15 protein-coding genes are annotated in these 17,651 nt (G+C 62.8%); 7 read left to right on the top strand and 8 right to left on the bottom strand.

Features of this window, described 5'->3' with window-relative positions:
- Positions 1 to 81 precede the first annotated feature (81 nt).
- Both PH586_RS16020 and PH586_RS16015 read left to right on the top strand, forming a co-directional pair.
- Entirely contained in the window at positions 82 to 1,062 is a 981-nt protein-coding gene (locus PH586_RS16020; RefSeq protein WP_271348761.1) for an urea transporter, read from the top strand.
- A gap of 94 nt (positions 1,063 to 1,156) precedes the next feature.
- Positions 1,157 to 1,993, top strand: a complete 837-nt coding sequence (locus PH586_RS16015; RefSeq protein WP_271348760.1) for an ion transporter — start codon at positions 1,157 to 1,159, stop codon at positions 1,991 to 1,993.
- A gap of 38 nt (positions 1,994 to 2,031) precedes the next feature.
- Here the strand turns inward: PH586_RS16015 and PH586_RS16010 are convergent, their stop codons facing one another.
- From PH586_RS16010 to PH586_RS15975, 8 genes are all read right to left on the bottom strand, one after another.
- Positions 2,032 to 3,012 (bottom strand): GlxA family transcriptional regulator, encoded by a 981-nt coding sequence (locus PH586_RS16010; RefSeq protein ID WP_271348759.1) that lies wholly within the window; start codon positions 3,010 to 3,012, stop codon positions 2,032 to 2,034.
- 41 nt (positions 3,013 to 3,053) lie between these two features.
- Positions 3,054 to 3,818, bottom strand: coding sequence for an ABC transporter ATP-binding protein (locus PH586_RS16005; protein ID WP_271348758.1), 765 nt, complete (start codon positions 3,816 to 3,818; stop codon positions 3,054 to 3,056).
- 18 nt (positions 3,819 to 3,836) lie between these two features.
- A complete protein-coding gene (locus PH586_RS16000; protein WP_271348756.1) occupies positions 3,837 to 4,949 on the bottom strand; it encodes a succinylglutamate desuccinylase/aspartoacylase family protein in 1,113 nt (370 codons plus the stop codon).
- 10 nt (positions 4,950 to 4,959) lie between these two features.
- A complete protein-coding gene (locus PH586_RS15995) occupies positions 4,960 to 5,658 on the bottom strand; it encodes an ABC transporter permease (RefSeq protein WP_271348755.1) in 699 nt (232 codons plus the stop codon).
- A gap of 16 nt (positions 5,659 to 5,674) precedes the next feature.
- A complete protein-coding gene (locus PH586_RS15990) occupies positions 5,675 to 6,364 on the bottom strand; it encodes an ABC transporter permease (RefSeq protein WP_271348754.1) in 690 nt (229 codons plus the stop codon).
- A 117-nt stretch (positions 6,365 to 6,481) separates the two neighbouring features.
- On the bottom strand, positions 6,482 to 7,261 hold the full coding sequence (locus tag PH586_RS15985; protein ID WP_271348753.1) for an ABC transporter substrate-binding protein: 780 nt from the start codon (positions 7,259 to 7,261) through the stop codon (positions 6,482 to 6,484).
- A 567-nt stretch (positions 7,262 to 7,828) separates the two neighbouring features.
- Complete coding sequence (acs, locus tag PH586_RS15980; RefSeq protein ID WP_271348752.1) at positions 7,829 to 9,784, bottom strand: acetate--CoA ligase; 1,956 nt, start codon at positions 9,782 to 9,784, stop codon at positions 7,829 to 7,831.
- Positions 9,785 to 10,333: 549 nt separating this feature from the next.
- Positions 10,334 to 11,887 carry a sigma-54-dependent transcriptional regulator gene (locus tag PH586_RS15975; RefSeq protein ID WP_271348751.1) on the bottom strand — a complete coding sequence of 518 codons (1,554 nt, stop codon included), beginning with the start codon at positions 11,885 to 11,887 and terminating at the stop codon, positions 10,334 to 10,336.
- Positions 11,888 to 12,141: 254 nt separating this feature from the next.
- Between PH586_RS15975 and phhA the strand changes: the two genes are divergently transcribed.
- From phhA to PH586_RS15950, 5 genes are all read left to right on the top strand, one after another.
- The gene (phhA, locus tag PH586_RS15970) at positions 12,142 to 12,927 is read left to right on the top strand and encodes a phenylalanine 4-monooxygenase (protein WP_271348750.1); all 786 of its coding nucleotides are present in this window, start codon (positions 12,142 to 12,144) and stop codon (positions 12,925 to 12,927) included.
- 120 nt (positions 12,928 to 13,047) lie between these two features.
- The gene (locus PH586_RS15965) at positions 13,048 to 13,401 is read left to right on the top strand and encodes a 4a-hydroxytetrahydrobiopterin dehydratase (protein ID WP_271348749.1); all 354 of its coding nucleotides are present in this window, start codon (positions 13,048 to 13,050) and stop codon (positions 13,399 to 13,401) included.
- Positions 13,398 to 14,597 carry an amino acid aminotransferase gene (locus PH586_RS15960; protein WP_271348748.1) on the top strand — a complete coding sequence of 400 codons (1,200 nt, stop codon included), beginning with the start codon at positions 13,398 to 13,400 and terminating at the stop codon, positions 14,595 to 14,597. Before PH586_RS15965 ends, PH586_RS15960 begins: the two co-directional genes overlap by 4 nt.
- Before the next feature lie 167 nt (positions 14,598 to 14,764).
- Positions 14,765 to 16,102, top strand: coding sequence for a DUF2254 domain-containing protein (locus tag PH586_RS15955; RefSeq protein ID WP_271348747.1), 1,338 nt, complete (start codon positions 14,765 to 14,767; stop codon positions 16,100 to 16,102).
- Positions 16,103 to 16,350: 248 nt separating this feature from the next.
- Positions 16,351 to 17,616 (top strand): MFS transporter, encoded by a 1,266-nt coding sequence (locus tag PH586_RS15950; RefSeq protein ID WP_271348746.1) that lies wholly within the window; start codon positions 16,351 to 16,353, stop codon positions 17,614 to 17,616.
- The last annotated feature ends 35 nt before the right edge of the window (positions 17,617 to 17,651 follow it).

The raw sequence follows: 17,651 nt of genomic DNA, 5'->3' as shown, positions 1-17,651 counted from the left end.
CCTGCATAACCGCCAGAACACTTCCAGGCGCCCTGATCGGCGCCTCTTTTTTATTCAGGTTTGTATTCAGGCCGAGCGCGCATGCACCAGCTGTCCCTGCCACCCCGCGCGCGACGAGGCTTGCGTGCGCTACTCAACGGCTTCAGCCAGATTGTCCTGCTCAGCCACGCCGGCTGCGGCCTGCTGGTGGTGCTGGCGATCCTCATCGGTGCGCCGCAGCTGCTTGGCGCCGCCGTGCTCGGCGGTGGCTGCAGCATGCTCACGGCGCGGTGCCGCAACTACCCGCAGGCCGATATCGTCGCGGGGTTATACGGCTACAACGGCATCCTCCTGGGGATGCTGATCAGCGTGCAGTTCTGCTGGTCGCCGCTGCTGCCACTGCTGATCATCCTCGGCGCTGGCCTGTCCAGCCTGATTCTCGCGGCCTGGATGCGCTGCATGCGCGAACGTCAGTGGCTGCCGGCCTTCACCCTGCCCTTCGTCGCCCTGAGCTGGCTGCTGTTGTGGCTGGCGCAGCCACTGCAGCTGCACAGCGCCGCAGTCACGGCGGCGCATGGTCTCGACTGGCTGGCCATCCTGCAGGCACTGCTGCGCGGCCTGGGTCAGGTGATCTTCCTCGAGCAACCGCTAGCCGGGCTGTGCCTGTGGCTCGGTGTGCTGCTGGCCGATCGCCGCGCCGCTCTCTGGGCGCTGCTCGGCTCCGCCGCAGGCTTGAGCCTGGCGCTGTATCAGGGCGGGGAACAGCACAGCGCCCTCGCCGGCCTCTATGGTTACAACCCGGCGCTGGCGGCCATCGCCTTGCACCAGGTACACCGCCAGCCGTGGGCGCCGTTGCTGGGAATCTGCCTCGCCCTGCTCCTGCAGCCGGGTTTCGGCGCCCTCGGCCTGCCGCCACTGACCCTGCCCTTCATCCTCGCCTGCTGGCTGATCCAGGCCAGCCAGCGAGTGCTGCGCCAGGCCGCCGTCGACTGCTCGCCAGCGCGCCGCGCCTGCGAGCTTATGAACAAACGCCAGCCCACTGCGGCCGCCATCAAACGATCGCGGCGGCGCTCGATACGCTGACAACCGCACAGCGCTTGCATTGCAGCGGCAGAACTCCCTAGGCTGGCGGGCATAGTCGTTGCCAGCCGTGTCGCAAGGGAAAACACAATCCACCATGAGTAGCTCAGACAACTGGCGCCAGCGCCTGTACATCATCATCTTCCACACCGACACCCCCGCCGGGCAACGCTTCGACAACTGGCTGCTGCTGACCATCCTGGCCAGCCTGGTAGTGGTGATGCTCGACAGCGTGAGCAGCGTTCACGATCAATATGGCAGCTGGCTGAAAGCCCTCGAATGGGGCTTCACCGCCCTGTTCGCCATCGAGTACGTGGTGCGCCTGTACTGCTCGCCCAAGCCGTTGCGCTATGCCTTCAGCTTCTTCGGCTTAATCGACCTGCTGGCGATTCTGCCGGCGATCCTCGCCCTGCTGTTCGCCGACGCCCAGTACCTGCTGATCATCCGGGTGATCCGCATGCTGCGGGTGTTCCGGGTGCTCAAGCTCAGCCCCTACCTGCGCCAGGCCAATTTCCTGCTCACCGCGCTACGCGGTAGCCGGCAGAAGATCATCGTGTTCTTCGCCACCATCGCCACCCTGGTCACGGTGTTCGGCACCCTGATGTACGTGGTCGAAGGACCGGCAAATGGCTTCAGCAGCATCCCCAAAGGCATCTACTGGGCGGTGGTCACGCTGACCACCGTGGGCTTTGGCGACATAGTGCCGAAAACCGCGCTAGGTCAGGCGCTGTCGACCCTGGTGATGATCACGGGTTATTCGATCATCGCCGTACCCACCGGCATCTTCACCGCCGAACTGGCCAGCGCCATGCGCGGCGGCGACCAGCACCGGCACGACTGCCCGAGCTGCGCGAAGGATTTTCACGAGCACGGTGCGGCGTTTTGCAGTCGCTGCGGCAATCCGTTGTTTCCACGCCAGGTCGATCAAGGCTGATCCTGGTGGTGGGCCGATGCCCACCACCTTGCGCCGCCTCAGCCGCGCTCGACCGGCGCCGAGGTCAGCTCGAAGGGACTGTTGCTGCGCCGCTGGTTGCGGTCTTCGCGCGGGGTGGCGCCGAAGAAGTTGCGGTAGGCGCTGGAGAAGTGCGGCCCGGAGGAGAAGCCGCAGGACAGGCCGATCTGGATGATCGACTTGCTGGTCTGCATCAGCAACTGACGCGCCTTGTTCAGGCGCAGTTCCAGGTAGTACTGGCTGGGCACCCGATTCAGGTACTGCTTGAAAATGCGCTCCAGCTGGCGCCGCGAGACGCAGACATGCTGGGCGATTTCGTCGGTGGTCAGCGGTTCTTCGATATTCGCCTCCATCAACAGCACCGCCTGGGTCAGCTTGGGATGGCTGGAGCCCAACCGGTTCTGCAACGGAATGCGCTGACGCTCGCTGCCCTCGCGAATACGCTCGACCACCAGCTCTTCCGACACCGCACCAGCCAGCTCGGCGCCGTGATCACGGGCCAGCAAAGCCAGCAGCAGATCGAGCACGGCCAGACCGCCGCATGCGCTGAGGCGATCACGATCCCAGTCGAACAGATGGCTGGTGGCAATGACCTTGGGGAAACGTTCGCTGAAGTCGTCCTGCCAACGCCAGTGCACGGCGGCGCGGTAACCGTCGAGCAAGCCCAGTTGCGCCAGTGGATAGACCCCGGCGGATATCCCGCCGATCACGCAACCAGCACGCACCAGGTGCTTGAGCGCGCTGGACAAGGCCAGGGGCATGGGTGCAGGCGGCTCGTCGGCAAGCAGGAAGAGCTTGTGCAACCCATCCAGCTTGCCCAGCCAGGCTTCTCCCGGGAGACGCCAGGCGCCGTCGGCCGGGGGCTCGGCCTGAATGAACGACAGTTCGTAGGCCACGTCCGGGTGGACACGCTGGGCGACGTGCAAGGCCTCCTCGGCCAGGGCCAAGGTCAGGGGTTTGCAGTTGGGCCAAAGCAGGAAGCCGATTCGATGGGCAGTCATGGGGGCAGTTTAGGCTCTGTGGGCGGACGAGGGTATGCCGCTCACTTAAGGCTACCAGAGAGAAACTGCTGGAGGCGTTCCGATTGTGGATTGACCAGCACTTCGCGCGGGTCGCCACGCTCCTCGACCACTCCCTTGTGGAGGAATACCAACTGATTGGACACCTCGCGAGCGAAGCCCATTTCGTGAGTCACCACCACCATGGTGCGGCCTTCCTGCGCCAGGTCCTGCATCACCTTGAGCACCTCGCCGACCAGCTCGGGGTCGAGGGCCGAGGTCGGTTCGTCGAACAACATCACTTCCGGCTCCATGGCCAGGGCGCGGGCGATCGCCACGCGCTGCTGCTCACCGCCGGACATGTGCGCCGGATAGGCGTCCTTGCGATGGGCCACGCCGACCTTGCTCAGGTAGTGCTCGGCCTTTTCCCGGGCTTCTGCCTTGGCGATACCGAGGACATGCACCGGCGCTTCCATGACGTTTTCCAGGGCGCTCATGTGCGACCACAGGTTGAAATGCTGGAACACCATGGCCAGCCGCGAACGCATGCGCTGCAACTGCTTGGGGTCGGCGGCCTTGAGCGCGCCCTCCTTGTTGGCCACCAGCTTCAGCTCTTCGCCGTTGAGCAGAATCTTGCCGCCGTGGGGCTGCTCGAGCAGGTTGATGCAGCGCAGGAAGGTACTCTTGCCCGAGCCACTGGAGCCGATGATGCTGATCACGTCACCGGCCTTGGCCGCCAGGGACACGCCCTTGAGTACTTCGTGAGTGCCGTAGCGCTTGTGCAGATCCTGAACTTCGAGTTTGTACATGGTTTCCACTCTCTTGAATCAGTCGCTGAGCAAGCGACCCTGGCGAATAGGGGTACGACCGGCGACCTTGGCCAACCATAGACCGGGTTGGGCAAAGCGCATCCGTTCACGAACGTAAAGCACACCGTCGGTGGAGGCGCAGACGGTGCTGTGGCGATCGCTCAGCGGATCGATCACCTCGAACAACGGATCGCCGGCCTTGACCCGCGCTCCCACCGGCTGCAGAAAACTCACCACTCCGGCATGCGGCGCGCAGGCATATTCGGCGCCCTCGAAAGGCGTGGCCTCGCAGCAGTCCACGGGGGCGGCCGGCCAATCGCCGGCAATCAGGCCCTGCTCGGCGAGAAACGCCAGAATACTCTCGGCACTGGCGGCGGCCTGCTTCTTGCCGGTATCGGCCATGCCGCCCAGTTCGACCGTGGCCGCCAGGCACGCCAGCGGAATGGTCGCCGCGGGGAACTGCCGCCTTAGGCGCAACCAGGGTAGCGAGCAGGATTCGTCGAACGAACTGCCGCCGCCATCCTCGGTCACCAGCACCGCGCCGGCCTGCAGGCGGGCGGCCAGCGGGCGCAACTGCGTCCATTGCTGCGGCAGCGTGTACAGATGCACCACCGCCTCGAAGTCGCAGTGCAGGTCCAGCACCACATCGGCATCGCAGGCGTGCTTGAGCAACAAGCGCTGCAAGGCCTGCAACTCGGACGTTGGCGCAGGCAGGGTATCCAGCGCGGCCTGCATCGCCGCACGGATCATGCGCACATTGGCCGGGCCATCCACGCCCAGGCAGCCGTCGAGTGCCGGGGCAATGGCCTCGGCCAAGGCGAAGAAGTCGCGGTTGAAATTCTTGCCGCTGGCGAACTCGAAACGTCCCTGCTGGGTCGCCTGAAACAACTGCCCCAGGCCGATCGGATTGGCCACCGGCACCAGTTCGATGACGCCGGTCAGGCGGCCTTGGGCTTCGAGTTCGCGCAGGCGCCGCTTGAGTTCCACGGCAACCCGCATGCCCGGCATCTCATCGGCATGCAGCGCGGCCTGGATATAGGCCTTGCACGGGCCGCTGCCAAAGCGCAACACGCTTAAACGCCGTTCCGTGCCGGGGCAGTTCCAGGGCAACACATGATCGATCCGTTGCATGTTCAGTTCCTCAGGCCTTGCGTGGCGCCAGATAGGCCAGCCAGCGGCGTTCGGCCTGTTTGAACAGGCGCACCAGGACGAAGGTCAGGCACAGGTAGAACACCCCGGCGGTGATGAACGCCTCGAACGGCAGGTAATGCTGCGAACTGACGGTGCGTGCCGCGCCAGTGATGTCGATCAGGGTGACGATCGATGCCAGCGAGGTGGTGTGCAGCATCATGATCACTTCGTTGCTGTACTGCGGAAGGGCCCGGCGCAGTGCCGAGGGCAGCAGGATGCGCCGGTACAGCTTGCCCCGCGACATGCCCATGGCCTTGGCCGCCTCGATTTCGCCATGCGGGGTCGACTTCAGGCTGCCAGCGAGAATCTCCGCACTGTAGGCACTGGTGTTGATGCCGAACGCCAGGCAGGCGCAGAAGGTTGCACTGGAAAAATACGGCCAGAGGAAACTCTCCCGCACCACCTCGAACTGGGCCAGGCCGTAGTAGATCAGAAACAGCTGCACCAGCATCGGCGTGCCGCGGATCACATAGGTATAGAGCCAGGCCGGAAAGTTCAGCAGCGGTGACTTGGACACCCGCATCAACCCCAGCGGTATCGCCAGCGCCAAGCCGAATGCCAGGGAAATCAGGAGAAGCTGCAGGGTCACCAGTACGCCACCGAAGTACAGCGGCAGGTTTTCCCAGATCACGTTGTAGTCGAAGATCATGCGTTCGCTCCCATGCTCACAGATCGGCGGCTTTGGTGCCGACCGAGTAGCGCTTTTCCACATAGCGCAGCACCAGCAGGGACACGCTGGTCAGTACCAGGTAGAGGGCGCCGACCGCCAGGTAAAAGGTGAACGGCTCACGCGTAGCATCGGCCGCGCTTTTCGCCTTGAACATCATGTCCTGCAGGCCGACCACCGAAATCAACGCGGTGGCCTTGGTCAGCACCAGCCAGTTGTTGGTGAAGCCCGGGATGGCGAAACGGATCATCTGCGGCACCAGGATGCGCAAGAACACCTTGATCCCGCTCATGCCGTAAGCGGCGCCCGCCTCGCTCTGGCCTTTGGGGATCGCCATGAAGGCGCCGCGAAAGGTCTCCGACAGGTAGGCGCCGAAGATGAAGCCCATGGTGAATACACCGGCGATAAACGGATTAATATCGATGTATTCGTTGAAACCCAGCAACGGTGCCACCCGATTCACCAGGTCCTGACCGCCATAGAAAATCAGCAGGATCAGCACCAGATCGGGAATGCCGCGAATCACGGTGGCGTAGGTCTCACCCAGCATCGCCAACCAGCGGATCGGCGACAGACGGAACGCCGCACCGAGCAAGCCGAGAATGATGGCAACCGTAACGGACGACAGGGCTAGCAGCAGGGTGAGCCAGGCGCCTTCGAGAATGGTCGAGCCGTAGCCGTCAAGCATGCTCTAGTACCTCATACAGGCGCCGGGCGGCGCCGAGGAACACAACGGAAAAGTGGCACAAGCGCGCTATCCGCCTGTTTGCGCCACTCTCACTAATATGCGACTTGATTGCGGAAATCAGTCGCCGTAGACGTCAAAGTCGAAGTACTTGGCCTGCACTTCCTTGTACTTGCCGTTGGCCCGGATACCGGCAATGGCCGCCGTGAATTTGTCGGCCAGGGCCTTGTCGCCCTTGCGTACGGCAATACCGGCACCGTCACCAAAATACTTCTGCTCATTGAAATCTGGTCCAACCAGAGCGAAGCCCTTGCCGGCGTCGGTCTTGAGGAAACCGTCGTCGATGTTCACCGAGTCGGCGATGGTGGCGTCAAGGCGGCCGGTCTGCAGGTCCAGGAAGATTTCGTTCTGCGAGCTGTAGCGCACGATTTCCACACCCGCTGGGGCGAACACATCGGTGGCGTAACGGTCGTAGATCGACGCGCGCTGCACGCCGACTTTCTTGCCTTTGAGGTCGACCAGCGGATCATTGATCACGCTGCCGGCCTTCATCGCCAGCTTGGCCGGGGTGTGGTAGTACTTCTTGGAGAAGTCGACAGACTTGAGGCGATCTTCGGTGATGGTCATCGACGACAGCACGGCGTCGAACTTGCGAACCTTCAGCGCCGGAATCAGGCCATCGAACTCCTGCTCGATCCACTGGCACTTGACCTTCATCTCTTCGCACAGGGCGTTGCCGATGTCGTAGTCGAAACCGGTGATGTTGCCTTCGGGAGTCTTGTAGGCGAACGGAGGGTAGGCCGCTTCGATGCCAATGCGCAGGGTCTTGGCCTCATCTGCCATGGACAGCGGGGACAGCATGGATAGCGCCAGTGCGCCGAGAAGTGCAATCTTCTTCATCTTGTGACTCCTTCGAATGGGAATGGATGCGGCTGGCAGTATCTCTGTGAGCGCATATGCACCCAGCCCTGGAGAAATTGTAGAGATCGTCGCCGTCTTTGCCGAGTAACTCGCAGCGACAAGCAGTTCCGGCTGGGTGAGCGGCATTCTAGCGACAGGTCGAAAGTCGATATTTCTTCAATGCGACAAGTAATTACAAAAGACCCGGACGGGCACTGCGGACGTGTTGACAGCCTCCGGCGAATATGCGGAGACAAACAGGAAGAGCAACCTTTTAATAAAGCAATTACCGCGCCTGTTTCAGCAAAACCCTTGATTTACAGGGCTTGCAGCGCAGATTCAGTATTTAGCGCCGGGTTTTTCCAACGCCGAGCCAGCACGATATGTTTCCATGCCGCCCAAATTCAGTGGGCGGTGTTACCGGCGTGCGGCCTCAACACACGCGCAACCCCGACCTATCAGCCCGAAACGTCATAGGACGCGCTTGCGCAGCAGACCCTACTGACAAACAGCAAAACGCCCCGCCTCGGCTTGTGGCCGTGGCGGGGCGCGGTTTACCGGTGCCGGTTAGGCGACCTGCATGTCGCGATGAGTATCGATGAGGTGTTGCACCACGCCAGGATCGGCCAGCGTGGAGATATCGCCGAGTGCATCGTATTCGCCGGTCGCGATCTTGCGCAGGATACGGCGCATGATCTTGCCCGAGCGAGTCTTCGGCAAACCGGGAGCCCACTGGATAACATCTGGCGAGGCGATCGGACCGATCTCCTTGCGCACCCAGTTCTTCAATTCCTGACGCAGCTGCTCGGAAGGCTCCTGGCCACCATTCAGGGTGACGTAGACGTAGATGCCCTGCCCCTTGATGTCGTGCGGCACACCCACCACCGCCGCTTCCGCCACTTTCGGGTGAGCAACCATGGCGCTTTCGATTTCGGCGGTGCCCATGCGGTGGCCGGAGACATTGAGCACGTCGTCGACGCGACCGGTGATCCAGTAGTAACCGTCTTCGTCGCGGCGAGCACCGTCGCCGGTAAAATACATGCCCTTGAAAGTCTTGAAGTAGGTATCGACGAACCGGTCGTGGTCGCCGTACAGGGTACGGGCCTGACCCGGCCAGGAGTCGATGATCACCAGGTTGCCCTCGATGGCCCCTTCCAGCAGGTTGCCCATGTTGTCCACCAGCGCTGGCTGCACACCGAAGAACGGACGGGTTGCCGAGCCTGGCTTGAGCGCGGTCGCGCCCGGCAGCGGGCTGATCATGATGCCGCCGGTTTCGGTCTGCCACCAGGTGTCGACGATCGGGCAGCGTTCCTGGCCGACCGCCTTGTAGTACCAGTTCCAGGCCTCCGGATTGATCGGCTCGCCCACCGAACCGAGCAGGCGCAGGCTGGAGCCATCGGCGCCCTGCATGGCGGCATCGCCCTGGGCCATCATCGCGCGGATCGCGGTCGGCGCGGTGTAGAGGATATTGACCTTGTGCTTGTCGACGATCTTGGCGACGCGGGTGATATCCGGGTAGTTGGGCACCCCCTCGAACAGCAAGGTGGTCGCGCCGTTGGCCAGCGGGCCGTAGACGATGTAGCTGTGCCCGGTGACCCAGCCGACGTCGGCGGTGCACCAGTAGATATCGCCTGGCTTGTAGTCGAATACCCGCTCATGGGTCAGCGCGGCATACAGCAAGTAGCCGGCGCTGGTGTGCTGCACGCCCTTGGGCTTGCCGGTGGAGCCGGAGGTGTAGAGGATGAACAGCGCTTCCTCGGCGCCCATTTCTTTCGGTGCACAGACGCTACCGGCAACCGCCATCAGGTCTTCGTACCAGATATCGCGATGCTGGTGCCACTTGATATCGCCACCGGTGCGCTTGCACACGATGATCTTCTGCACGCTGGCAGTTTCCGGGTTGGCCAGGGCGTCATCGACGTTGGCTTTGAGCGGCGTGCGCTTGCCACCGCGCAGGCCTTCGTCGGCGGTGATCACCACCTTGGATTTGCAGTCGATGATGCGCCCGGCCAGCGCTTCCGGGGAGAAGCCGCCGAATACCACCGAGTGGATCGCACCGATACGGGCACAGGCGAGCATCGCCACTACCGCTTCCGGAATCATCGGCATGTAGATGGTCACTACGTCGCCACGGTGCACGTCCTGGCCGCGCAGGGCATTGGCGAACTTGCACACTTGCTCGTGCAGCTCGCGGTAGGTGATGTTCTTGTGCTCGGACGGGTCGTCACCTTCCCAGATGATCGCCAGCTGATCGCCACGTTCTTCCAGGTGCCGATCCAGGCAGTTGTAGGAGACGTTGAGGGTGCCGTCGGCGAACCACTTGATATCGACATGGTGATCATCGAACGAGGTCTGCTTGACCTTGGTGAATGGCTTGATCCAGTCGAGACGTTGGGCCTGCTCACGCCAGAAGCCGTCGGGGTTGATCACCGACTGCTGGTACATGGCTTTGTAGGTGGCTTCGTCGGTAAGCGACTGAGCCGCCACCTCTGGGCGCACGGGATAGAGGGACGCAGCACTCATTGGATAGACCTCGGTGGGTAGTTGTTTTTCTATGGGGCATTTTGTAACCAGACACCCCTACTAGGGCCATTCGACCATGGTATTACCGCTCTACAACCATGGTCTTGCTCCGCTGACCGCCCGCAATGGCGCTGCAAGTATGTCCCAGCGGCGGTGAAAATATCGGGCGTGCGCAGCGGATTCCTGACCGCGTTCACAGCAGTCGAGGGTTTTTCACAACCGCTCACGCTGGCGCCGCTGCAACTCAAGCGAGCCGCTGAACAGCCGCCAACGCGCTCGACGGGGGGCGCTTGCAGACGAAAAAAAGGCGACCCCGAGGCCGCCTACCCACACATTCCGCGGGCGGAATGGAGAACCACTTGCATCCAAATCACGCAGAATCCGAACGCAGCCAGTCTCGCTCCCGCCCCGCCCACCGGCAATTGCACCAAGGTCGCAGGCCAACCACTCGGCACGGGAAAACCCGGTAGGAGCCAGCTTGCTGGCGATCCCGGGCAGCATCAAAGCATCGCCGGACCGCAGCAAGCTGGCTCCTACGGACCAACTGCGCTACTCCTTGCCCAAGCCGTGCTGGCGCAGTTTGTTGGCGATGGTGGTGTGCGAAACGCCGAGGCGCTTAGCCAATTGCCGACTGCTCGGATGGTCGTGATACAGCCGCTCCAGCACGGCCTTCTCGAAGCGGCCGAGAATGTCATCCAGCCCGCCCTCCAGCGAGAACTCGCCCAGCGGCTGCGGCGCGCCATAGTCCGGCAGGCGGATATGTTCAAGCTTGACCGTGCCGCCCTCGCACAGCGACACCGCCTGGAACAGCACGTTCTCCAACTGGCGCACATTGCCCGGCCAGTGGTAGTGGCCGAGCTTGTCCAGCACCTGGGGCGCCAGCCTGGGCAACGGGCAGCCGATCTGCCGGCTGGCCGAATCGAGGAAGTGATCGACCAGCGGCGCCAGGCCGTCCAGGCACTCACGCAATGGCGGGATATGCAGGCTGAGCACGTTGAGCCGATGGTAAAGGTCCTGGCGGAATTCACCCCTGGTGCACAGCTCGGACAGGTCGACCTGGGTCGCGCAGATTACCCTTACGTCCAGGTACACCTCCTCGTCGCTGCCCACGCGACGGAAGCAGCCATCCTGCAGGAAGCGCAGCAGCTTGGCCTGCAGACGCGGGCTCATCTCGCCGACGCCATCGAGAAACAGGGTGCCGCCGGCAGTCAATTCCAGCAGACCGAGTTTGCCTTCCGGGCGCGCGCCCTCGAAGGCCCCGGGGCCGTAGCCGAACAGCTCGGTCTCGGCCATGGATTCCGGCAGCCCTGCACAGTTCAATGCCATGAACGGCGACTGCCCGCGCGGGCTGGCCAGGTGGCAGGCGCGCGCCAGCAATTCCTTGCCGGTGCCGGTCTCGCCCTCGATCAGCAGCGGCGCATCCAGCGGCGCCATGCGCCGCGCCTCGCGCACCACCGCGGCCATCACTTTCGAACTCTGGAAGATGCTGTCGAAGCCGCGCAGTTCCTGCTTGCGCACATGGTAGATGCGCTCGCCAACCCGGTCGGCGCGGTGCAGGGTCAGCACCGCGCCGGCCAGGGCATCGCTCTCGTCGTGTTCGGTCTGCAGCGGCGCGATGTCGGCGAGGAACACATCGCCCTTGACCTTGACCCGCAGGCCATTGATCCGCGACTTGTTGGCCCGCACCAGTTCCGGCAGGTCGAAGTCCTCGGCGTAGCGCGACAGCGCAATCCCCGGCACCTCGTCGACGCGCACGCCGAGCAACTGCGCGGCGGCGCGGTTGGCCGCGACGATCGAGCCAGCCATGTCGATCGACAGCACCGGGAAGTCCAGGGCGCCGAGCAAGGCGTTGAGTTCCAGGTGGCGACGTTCGCTGGGCATCAGGCCGACGCGCTTGACCCCGAACACCCCGGCAATCGCCTCCAGCTTCGGCCGCAGGGCCTGGAATTGCAGGTTGATCAGGTTCGGGCAGAGCATATAAATGGCGTTGCCCTGCTCACCGCCGACCTCGCCCCGGGCGACGTTGATGCCGTAGTCGACCAGCAGGTTGAGGATGTCGCGCAGAATGCCGATCCGGTTCTGGCAGTGAATCTTGATACGCATGGCAGGCCCTGAACACATTTTCCGATAGGCCAGGTGCCGACAATCGACAGCCTCGCCTTAATTTTCGTCAAGAATATGTGACAGATTAGCCCAGCAGCAACACGATAGTTGGCCGCACCGACGCCAACGTAACCTTTTCTTTACGAAAACCCCGCTCCTAGCCCGTCCGGACCGCGCCTTCACCGCTGCGCAACGCCACAATCTGGGGTATTCATTGTCCAATAAAACAATGACAGCCCCAGCAGGAGGCAGCGATGAAGAGTACGCAGTATGTGGCTCGGCAACCGGATGAAAGCGGTTTTATCCACTACGGCGAAGCCGAGCATCAGGTGTGGAACACCCTGATCACCCGGCAACTCAAGGTGGTCGACGGACGTGCCTGCCAGGAGTACCTGGATGGCATCGAGCAACTCGGCCTGCCCCATGAACGTATTCCCCAACTCGATGAAGTGAATCGGGTGTTGCAAGGCGCTACCGGCTGGCGCGTCGCCCGGGTGCCGGCGCTGATCCCCTTCCAGACCTTTTTCGAACTGCTGGCCAGCCAGCAGTTTCCGGTCGCCACCTTCATCCGTACCCCGGAAGAACTCGATTACCTGCAGGAGCCGGACATCTTTCACGAGATCTTCGGCCACTGCCCGTTGCTGACCAACCCCTGGTTTGCCGAGTTCACCCACACCTATGGCAAGCTCGGCCTCAAGGCCAGCAAGGAAGAGCGCGTCTACCTCGCCCGGCTGTACTGGCTGACCATCGAGTTCGGACTGGTCGACACCAGCCAGGGTCGCCGGATCTACGGCGGTGGCATCCTCTCCTCGCCGAAGGAAACCGTCTACAGCCTGTCCGAGGAACCCGAGCACCTGCCATTCGATCCGATCGAGGCCATGCGCACGCCTTACCGCATCGACATCCTGCAGCCGTTGTACTACGTCTTGCCGGAACTCAAGCATCTGTTCGAACTGGCGCACCAGGACATCATGGGCATGGTTCATCAGGCCATGCAGATGGGCCTGCACGCGCCGAAGTTTCCGCCGAAAGCCGCGTAGGGCTAAACCCCACGTGCAGCGTATTCAGCATGACCCCGAGGGGTGGATAACGCTTCGTGGTTTTCCACGGGGTGGCCATCCACCCTACGCTTAGTAAACCCATTGCCCTGGAGAACCCTTATGAGCCTTGCCCAAGCCCAATGCGAAGCCTGCCGCGCCGACGCCCCGAAAGTCTCGGACGAGGAGCTGGCCGAGCTGATCCGCGAGATCCCCGACTGGAACATCGAAGTGCGCGACGACCACATGGAGCTGGAGCGGGTGTTCCTGTTCCGCACCTTCAGGCATGCCCTGGCCTTCACCAACGCGGTCGGCGCGATCGCTGAGGAAGTCGGCCACCACCCGGCGCTGCTCACCGAGTGGGGCAAGGTCACCGTCACCTGGTGGAGCCATGAGATGCGCGGCCTGCACCGCAACGACTTCATCATGGCCGCGCGTACCGACGAGCTGGCGAAGAGCGCGGAAGGTCGCAAGTGAGCCATTTCGCCCAGGTCGCACGGGTCCCCGGCGACCCCATTCTCGGCCTGATGGAGGCTTTCCGCGCCGATGGCAACCCCGCCAAGCTCGACCTGGGTGTCGGCGTATTCAAGGACGCCCAGGGCCTGACCCCGATTCCGCAAGCGGTCAAGCTGGCCGAGCAGCGCCTGGTCGAGCAGGAAACCACCAAGACCTACATCGGTGGCCACGGCGATCCACTGTTCACCCGGCATCTGGCCACCCTGGTACTGGGCCGCGACTCCCAGGCCCTGGCCGAACAGCGTGCTGCCGCCAGCCAGACGCCAGGCGGCACCGGTGCCCTGCGCCTGGCCGCCGACTTCATCGGCCACTGCCTGCCGGGCCGCGGCATCTGGCTGAGCGACCCGACCTGGCCGATCCACGAGACCCTGTTCGCCGAGGCCGGGTTGCGCGTCGGCCACTATCCCTATGTCGGCGCCGACAACCGGCTCAACGTCGAGGCGATGCTCGCCGCGCTCAGTTACTTGCCTCAAGGCGATGTGATCCTGCTGCACGCCTGTTGCCATAACCCGACCGGCTTCGACCTCAGCCAGGATGACTGGCGCCGGGTGCTGGACGTGGTCAAGGCACGCGAACTGCTGCCGTTGATCGACTTCGCCTACCAGGGCTTCGGCGCCGGCCTGGAACAGGACGCCTGGGCGGTGCGCCTGTTCGCCAGCGAGTTGCCCGAACTGCTGATCACCAGCTCCTGCTCGAAGAACTTCGGCCTCTACCGCGAGCGCACCGGTGCCTTGATTGTCTGCAGCAGCGACGCAGAAAAACTGTTGGATGTGCGCAGCCAACTGGCCGCCATCGCCCGCAACCTGTGGTCGACGCCACCGGCCCACGGCGCGGCCGTTGTCGCCACCATCCTCGATGATGCCAAGCTCAAGGCCCTATGGAGCGACGAGCTGGACGGCATGCGCCAACGGGTGGTCAGCCTGCGTAATGGTCTGGTCGAGGCCTTGCAGCCCTACGGCCTGGCCGAACGCTTCGCGCATATTGCCGAGCAACGCGGGATGTTCTCCTACACCGGCTTGTCGCCCAGCCAGGTGCAGCGCCTGCGCGATGAATACAGCGTGTATATGGTCGGCAGCGGCCGGGCCAACGTCGCCGGCCTGGATCGCGAACGCCTGGATGCCTTGGCACAGGCAATCGCCCGGGTTTGCTCAAGCTAATGGCTCGCTGCGCCAGCCGGCATGCTGGCGCAGCGGTTACCCAGGCGCGCAACGTTACGCGCCTGGGCAGTTGCGCTGTCTTGCTACTCATGCCGGCGTAGGCATCAGGTGAGCCGGGGGCCTATAGTTGTATAGCTTGCCCTCCCCTAGTCAGCACGAGACAACCTGTGATCCACCCTGCCAACCTGCTCTTTCGCGCCTACCAACGCATCATTCACAGCATGGCGTTCTTCCCCACGCTGATAGCCGTGGGTTTCCTGCTGCTGTGCATCTTGAACATGGCCATCGAGTACCAGCCCTGGCTGATGGCGCTCAAACAGCGGTTCGACTTTGGCCTGGTAAGTAACCCCGACAATGCCCGGTTGATTCTCGGCACCCTGGTCGGCGGCATCCTGACATTGATGGTGTTCAGCTTTTCGATGGTCATGGTGGTGCTCAATAATGCCGCCGCGTCCCTATCGCCACGGGTAATCCCAGGCCTGATCAGCAGCAAGAGTCACCAGAAGACCCTGGGCTTTTACCTCGGCACCATCCTCTACGCCCTGCTGTTGATCACGACCATCGAGCAGACCGAGCAACATCAGGCCCCCAGCCTTGGCGTGCTGATTACGCTGGGGCTGGCTATCGCCTGTCTGGGTCTGTTCGTGCACTTCATCCGCTCCATCTCGCAATCGATCCAAGTCGAATACATCCTCAACAACCTCTATGCCACCACGCTTGAGAAGCTCACCGGCAGGGTGGACAAGTTGCCCGACGGCAAGCCGCTGCCTTCCTGGCCGGCAGACCAGGAGTGGGTGGTGGTCAATGCGCAACGCAGCGGTTATTTCAAGACGCTCAATGTCCACACACTCAACCGATTGCTGGTGGACAATGACCTGCGTATGACCGTGCTGATCCATCGCGGCTTTTTCGTCATGCCCGGCCACCCGCTGCTCAAACTCGAGCGCAAAGTCGACGACGAACTGTGCCAGCAACTGCTCGATTGCTTCGACTTCTTCGTCGAGCAATACGCCAGCACCCATTACGTATTTGGCTGCCGGCAAATTTCCGAAATCGCGGTGAAAGCCCTGAGCCCCGGCATCAATGACCCAGGCACCGCCATCACCGCTATCGACATGCTCAGCGTGCTGCTGTGCAAGCGCCTGCAGTTGCCCGACCTGGACTGCGCGCCACTGGCGGACGAAGCCCCCCGTCTATTTTTCTTCGAACTGTCGCTGGACCAACTGCTCCAGCAGATATTCGGCCCGATACGCACCTATGGCAGTAGCGACCCACAGGTACTGACCAACCTGCTCGAAGCGTTCAAGAACCTGATGTTTCAAAACCCTCGCGCCCAGCACCGAGCCGAGCTGATCACCCATGCACGCAGTGTCGTGGAGACAGCCGACCGGCATATTGCCATTCGCCGCGACCGCGAGGAGCTGAATGACATGATCGAGCGCTTCAACAAGGCCGCCGGGCTCACACCGCCAGCGCTAGCGCCGCTACAGTTCGAGCAGCACTGAGAGGCTGTGAAAAAACGCCCACCTACTGCGGCGTCCGCCTGGTGTCACTCTCGCGACGGCGCTCGATATTTTCACAGTCGCGGTGCAGAACCCGCACCGGGATGGTGCGGGTTCCGCCAGCAGAAAAACCAGAACCCCTTCATCTGACAATTTTTCATATATAAATCAAAAACTTAATAACACACCCGAAGAATCATGGCGCGCTTCCTGCTTGCTATCAGGCCCATAGTCCCCTAGGGTAGTTCGCCATGTGGTCCCTGATTGCCCCTATCAGCTCATTGCTCGGTGGGGTTGCTTTACTCCTCCTCGGCAATGGCCTGCTCAACACCCTACTGACCCTGCGTGGCGTTGCCGAAGGCTACTCCACCGGGATGCTCGGCCTGATCATGTCCGGGTACTTCGTCGGTTTTCTCCTTGGCACCTGGCTAGCGATTCCGCTGGTTCGTCGCGTTGGGCATATCCGTGCGTTTGCCTTTTGCGCCGCGCTGGCGGCCATCACCGCCCTGCTCCACGTCCTGATCATCGACCCCTGGGTCTGGCTGGGTTTGCGCGTGCTCTACGGCCTGGCGCTGGTCAGCCTGTACATGGTGATCGAGAGCTGGCTCAACGCTAAGGTGCCCAATGGCAAACGCGGTCAGGTGTTCGCCGTGTACATGGCGGTCAACCTCGGCGCCCTGGCGGCGGCGCAGCAGTTGCTCAACCTGGCCGACCCCAGCGATTTCGTGCTGTTCGTCCTCGCGGCGATGCTGATCAGCGCGGCGCTGATGCCGATCACCCTGACCCGCCAGGTGCAGCCCAGTATTCCGGACACCCTGCACACCAACCTGCGCCAACTGGTCAGTATCGCGCCTTTGGCGATTGCCGCCGCCGGCCTTTCCGGTCTGGCCCTGGGCGCGTTCTGGGGGATGGCGCCGGTGTATGCCAGCCTCAACGGCTTCGATGCCACCGGCGTTGGTCTGTTGATGAGCAGTGCGATTCTCGGTGGCGCCTTGCTGCAATGGCCGATCGGGATCTATTCCGACAAGCACGACCGGCGCCTGGTGCTGTTCTGGGTAGTGGCGCTGTCGGTAGGCGTAGCCCTGCTGATGAGCGTATTGCCGGCCGGCCCCCTGTTGCTCGGGCTGATCTTTGTCTGGGGCGGCCTGGCCTTCGCCATTTACCCGATCGCCGTGGCGCAGTTGATCGATCAGCTGCACAGCGATGAGATTCTCGCCGGATCCAGCAGTTTGCTGATGGTTAATGGGATCGGTTCTGTCTGTGGGCCACTCCTGGCCGGCTTGCTCATGCAGCATTTGGGCGCCCAGGCACTGCCGCTGTACTTCGCCGCGACCCTCGGCGTGCTCGCCGCTTATACCTTCTACCGTTTGCGCCACGTCAGCGACCTGGTCAGCGAGCCGCATGGGCACTTCATGCCGATGCTGCGCACCAGCCATGCCGTGCTGGAACTGATACCCGAAGCGCTGCCATCGCACGATCCCAGCGAGCAGCGCCCCACCGATTCAGAGCAGGAGTAAAGCAACTAGCTTCTGCCCAACAAAAGAGGTGATCG

This window comes from Pseudomonas aestuarii, assembly GCF_027988105.1.
Classification (GTDB): Bacteria; Pseudomonadota; Gammaproteobacteria; order Pseudomonadales; family Pseudomonadaceae; genus Aquipseudomonas; species Aquipseudomonas aestuarii.
Note: the sequence above shows the minus strand (reverse complement) of the source record. Positions and strands in the feature narration are given on the sequence as shown.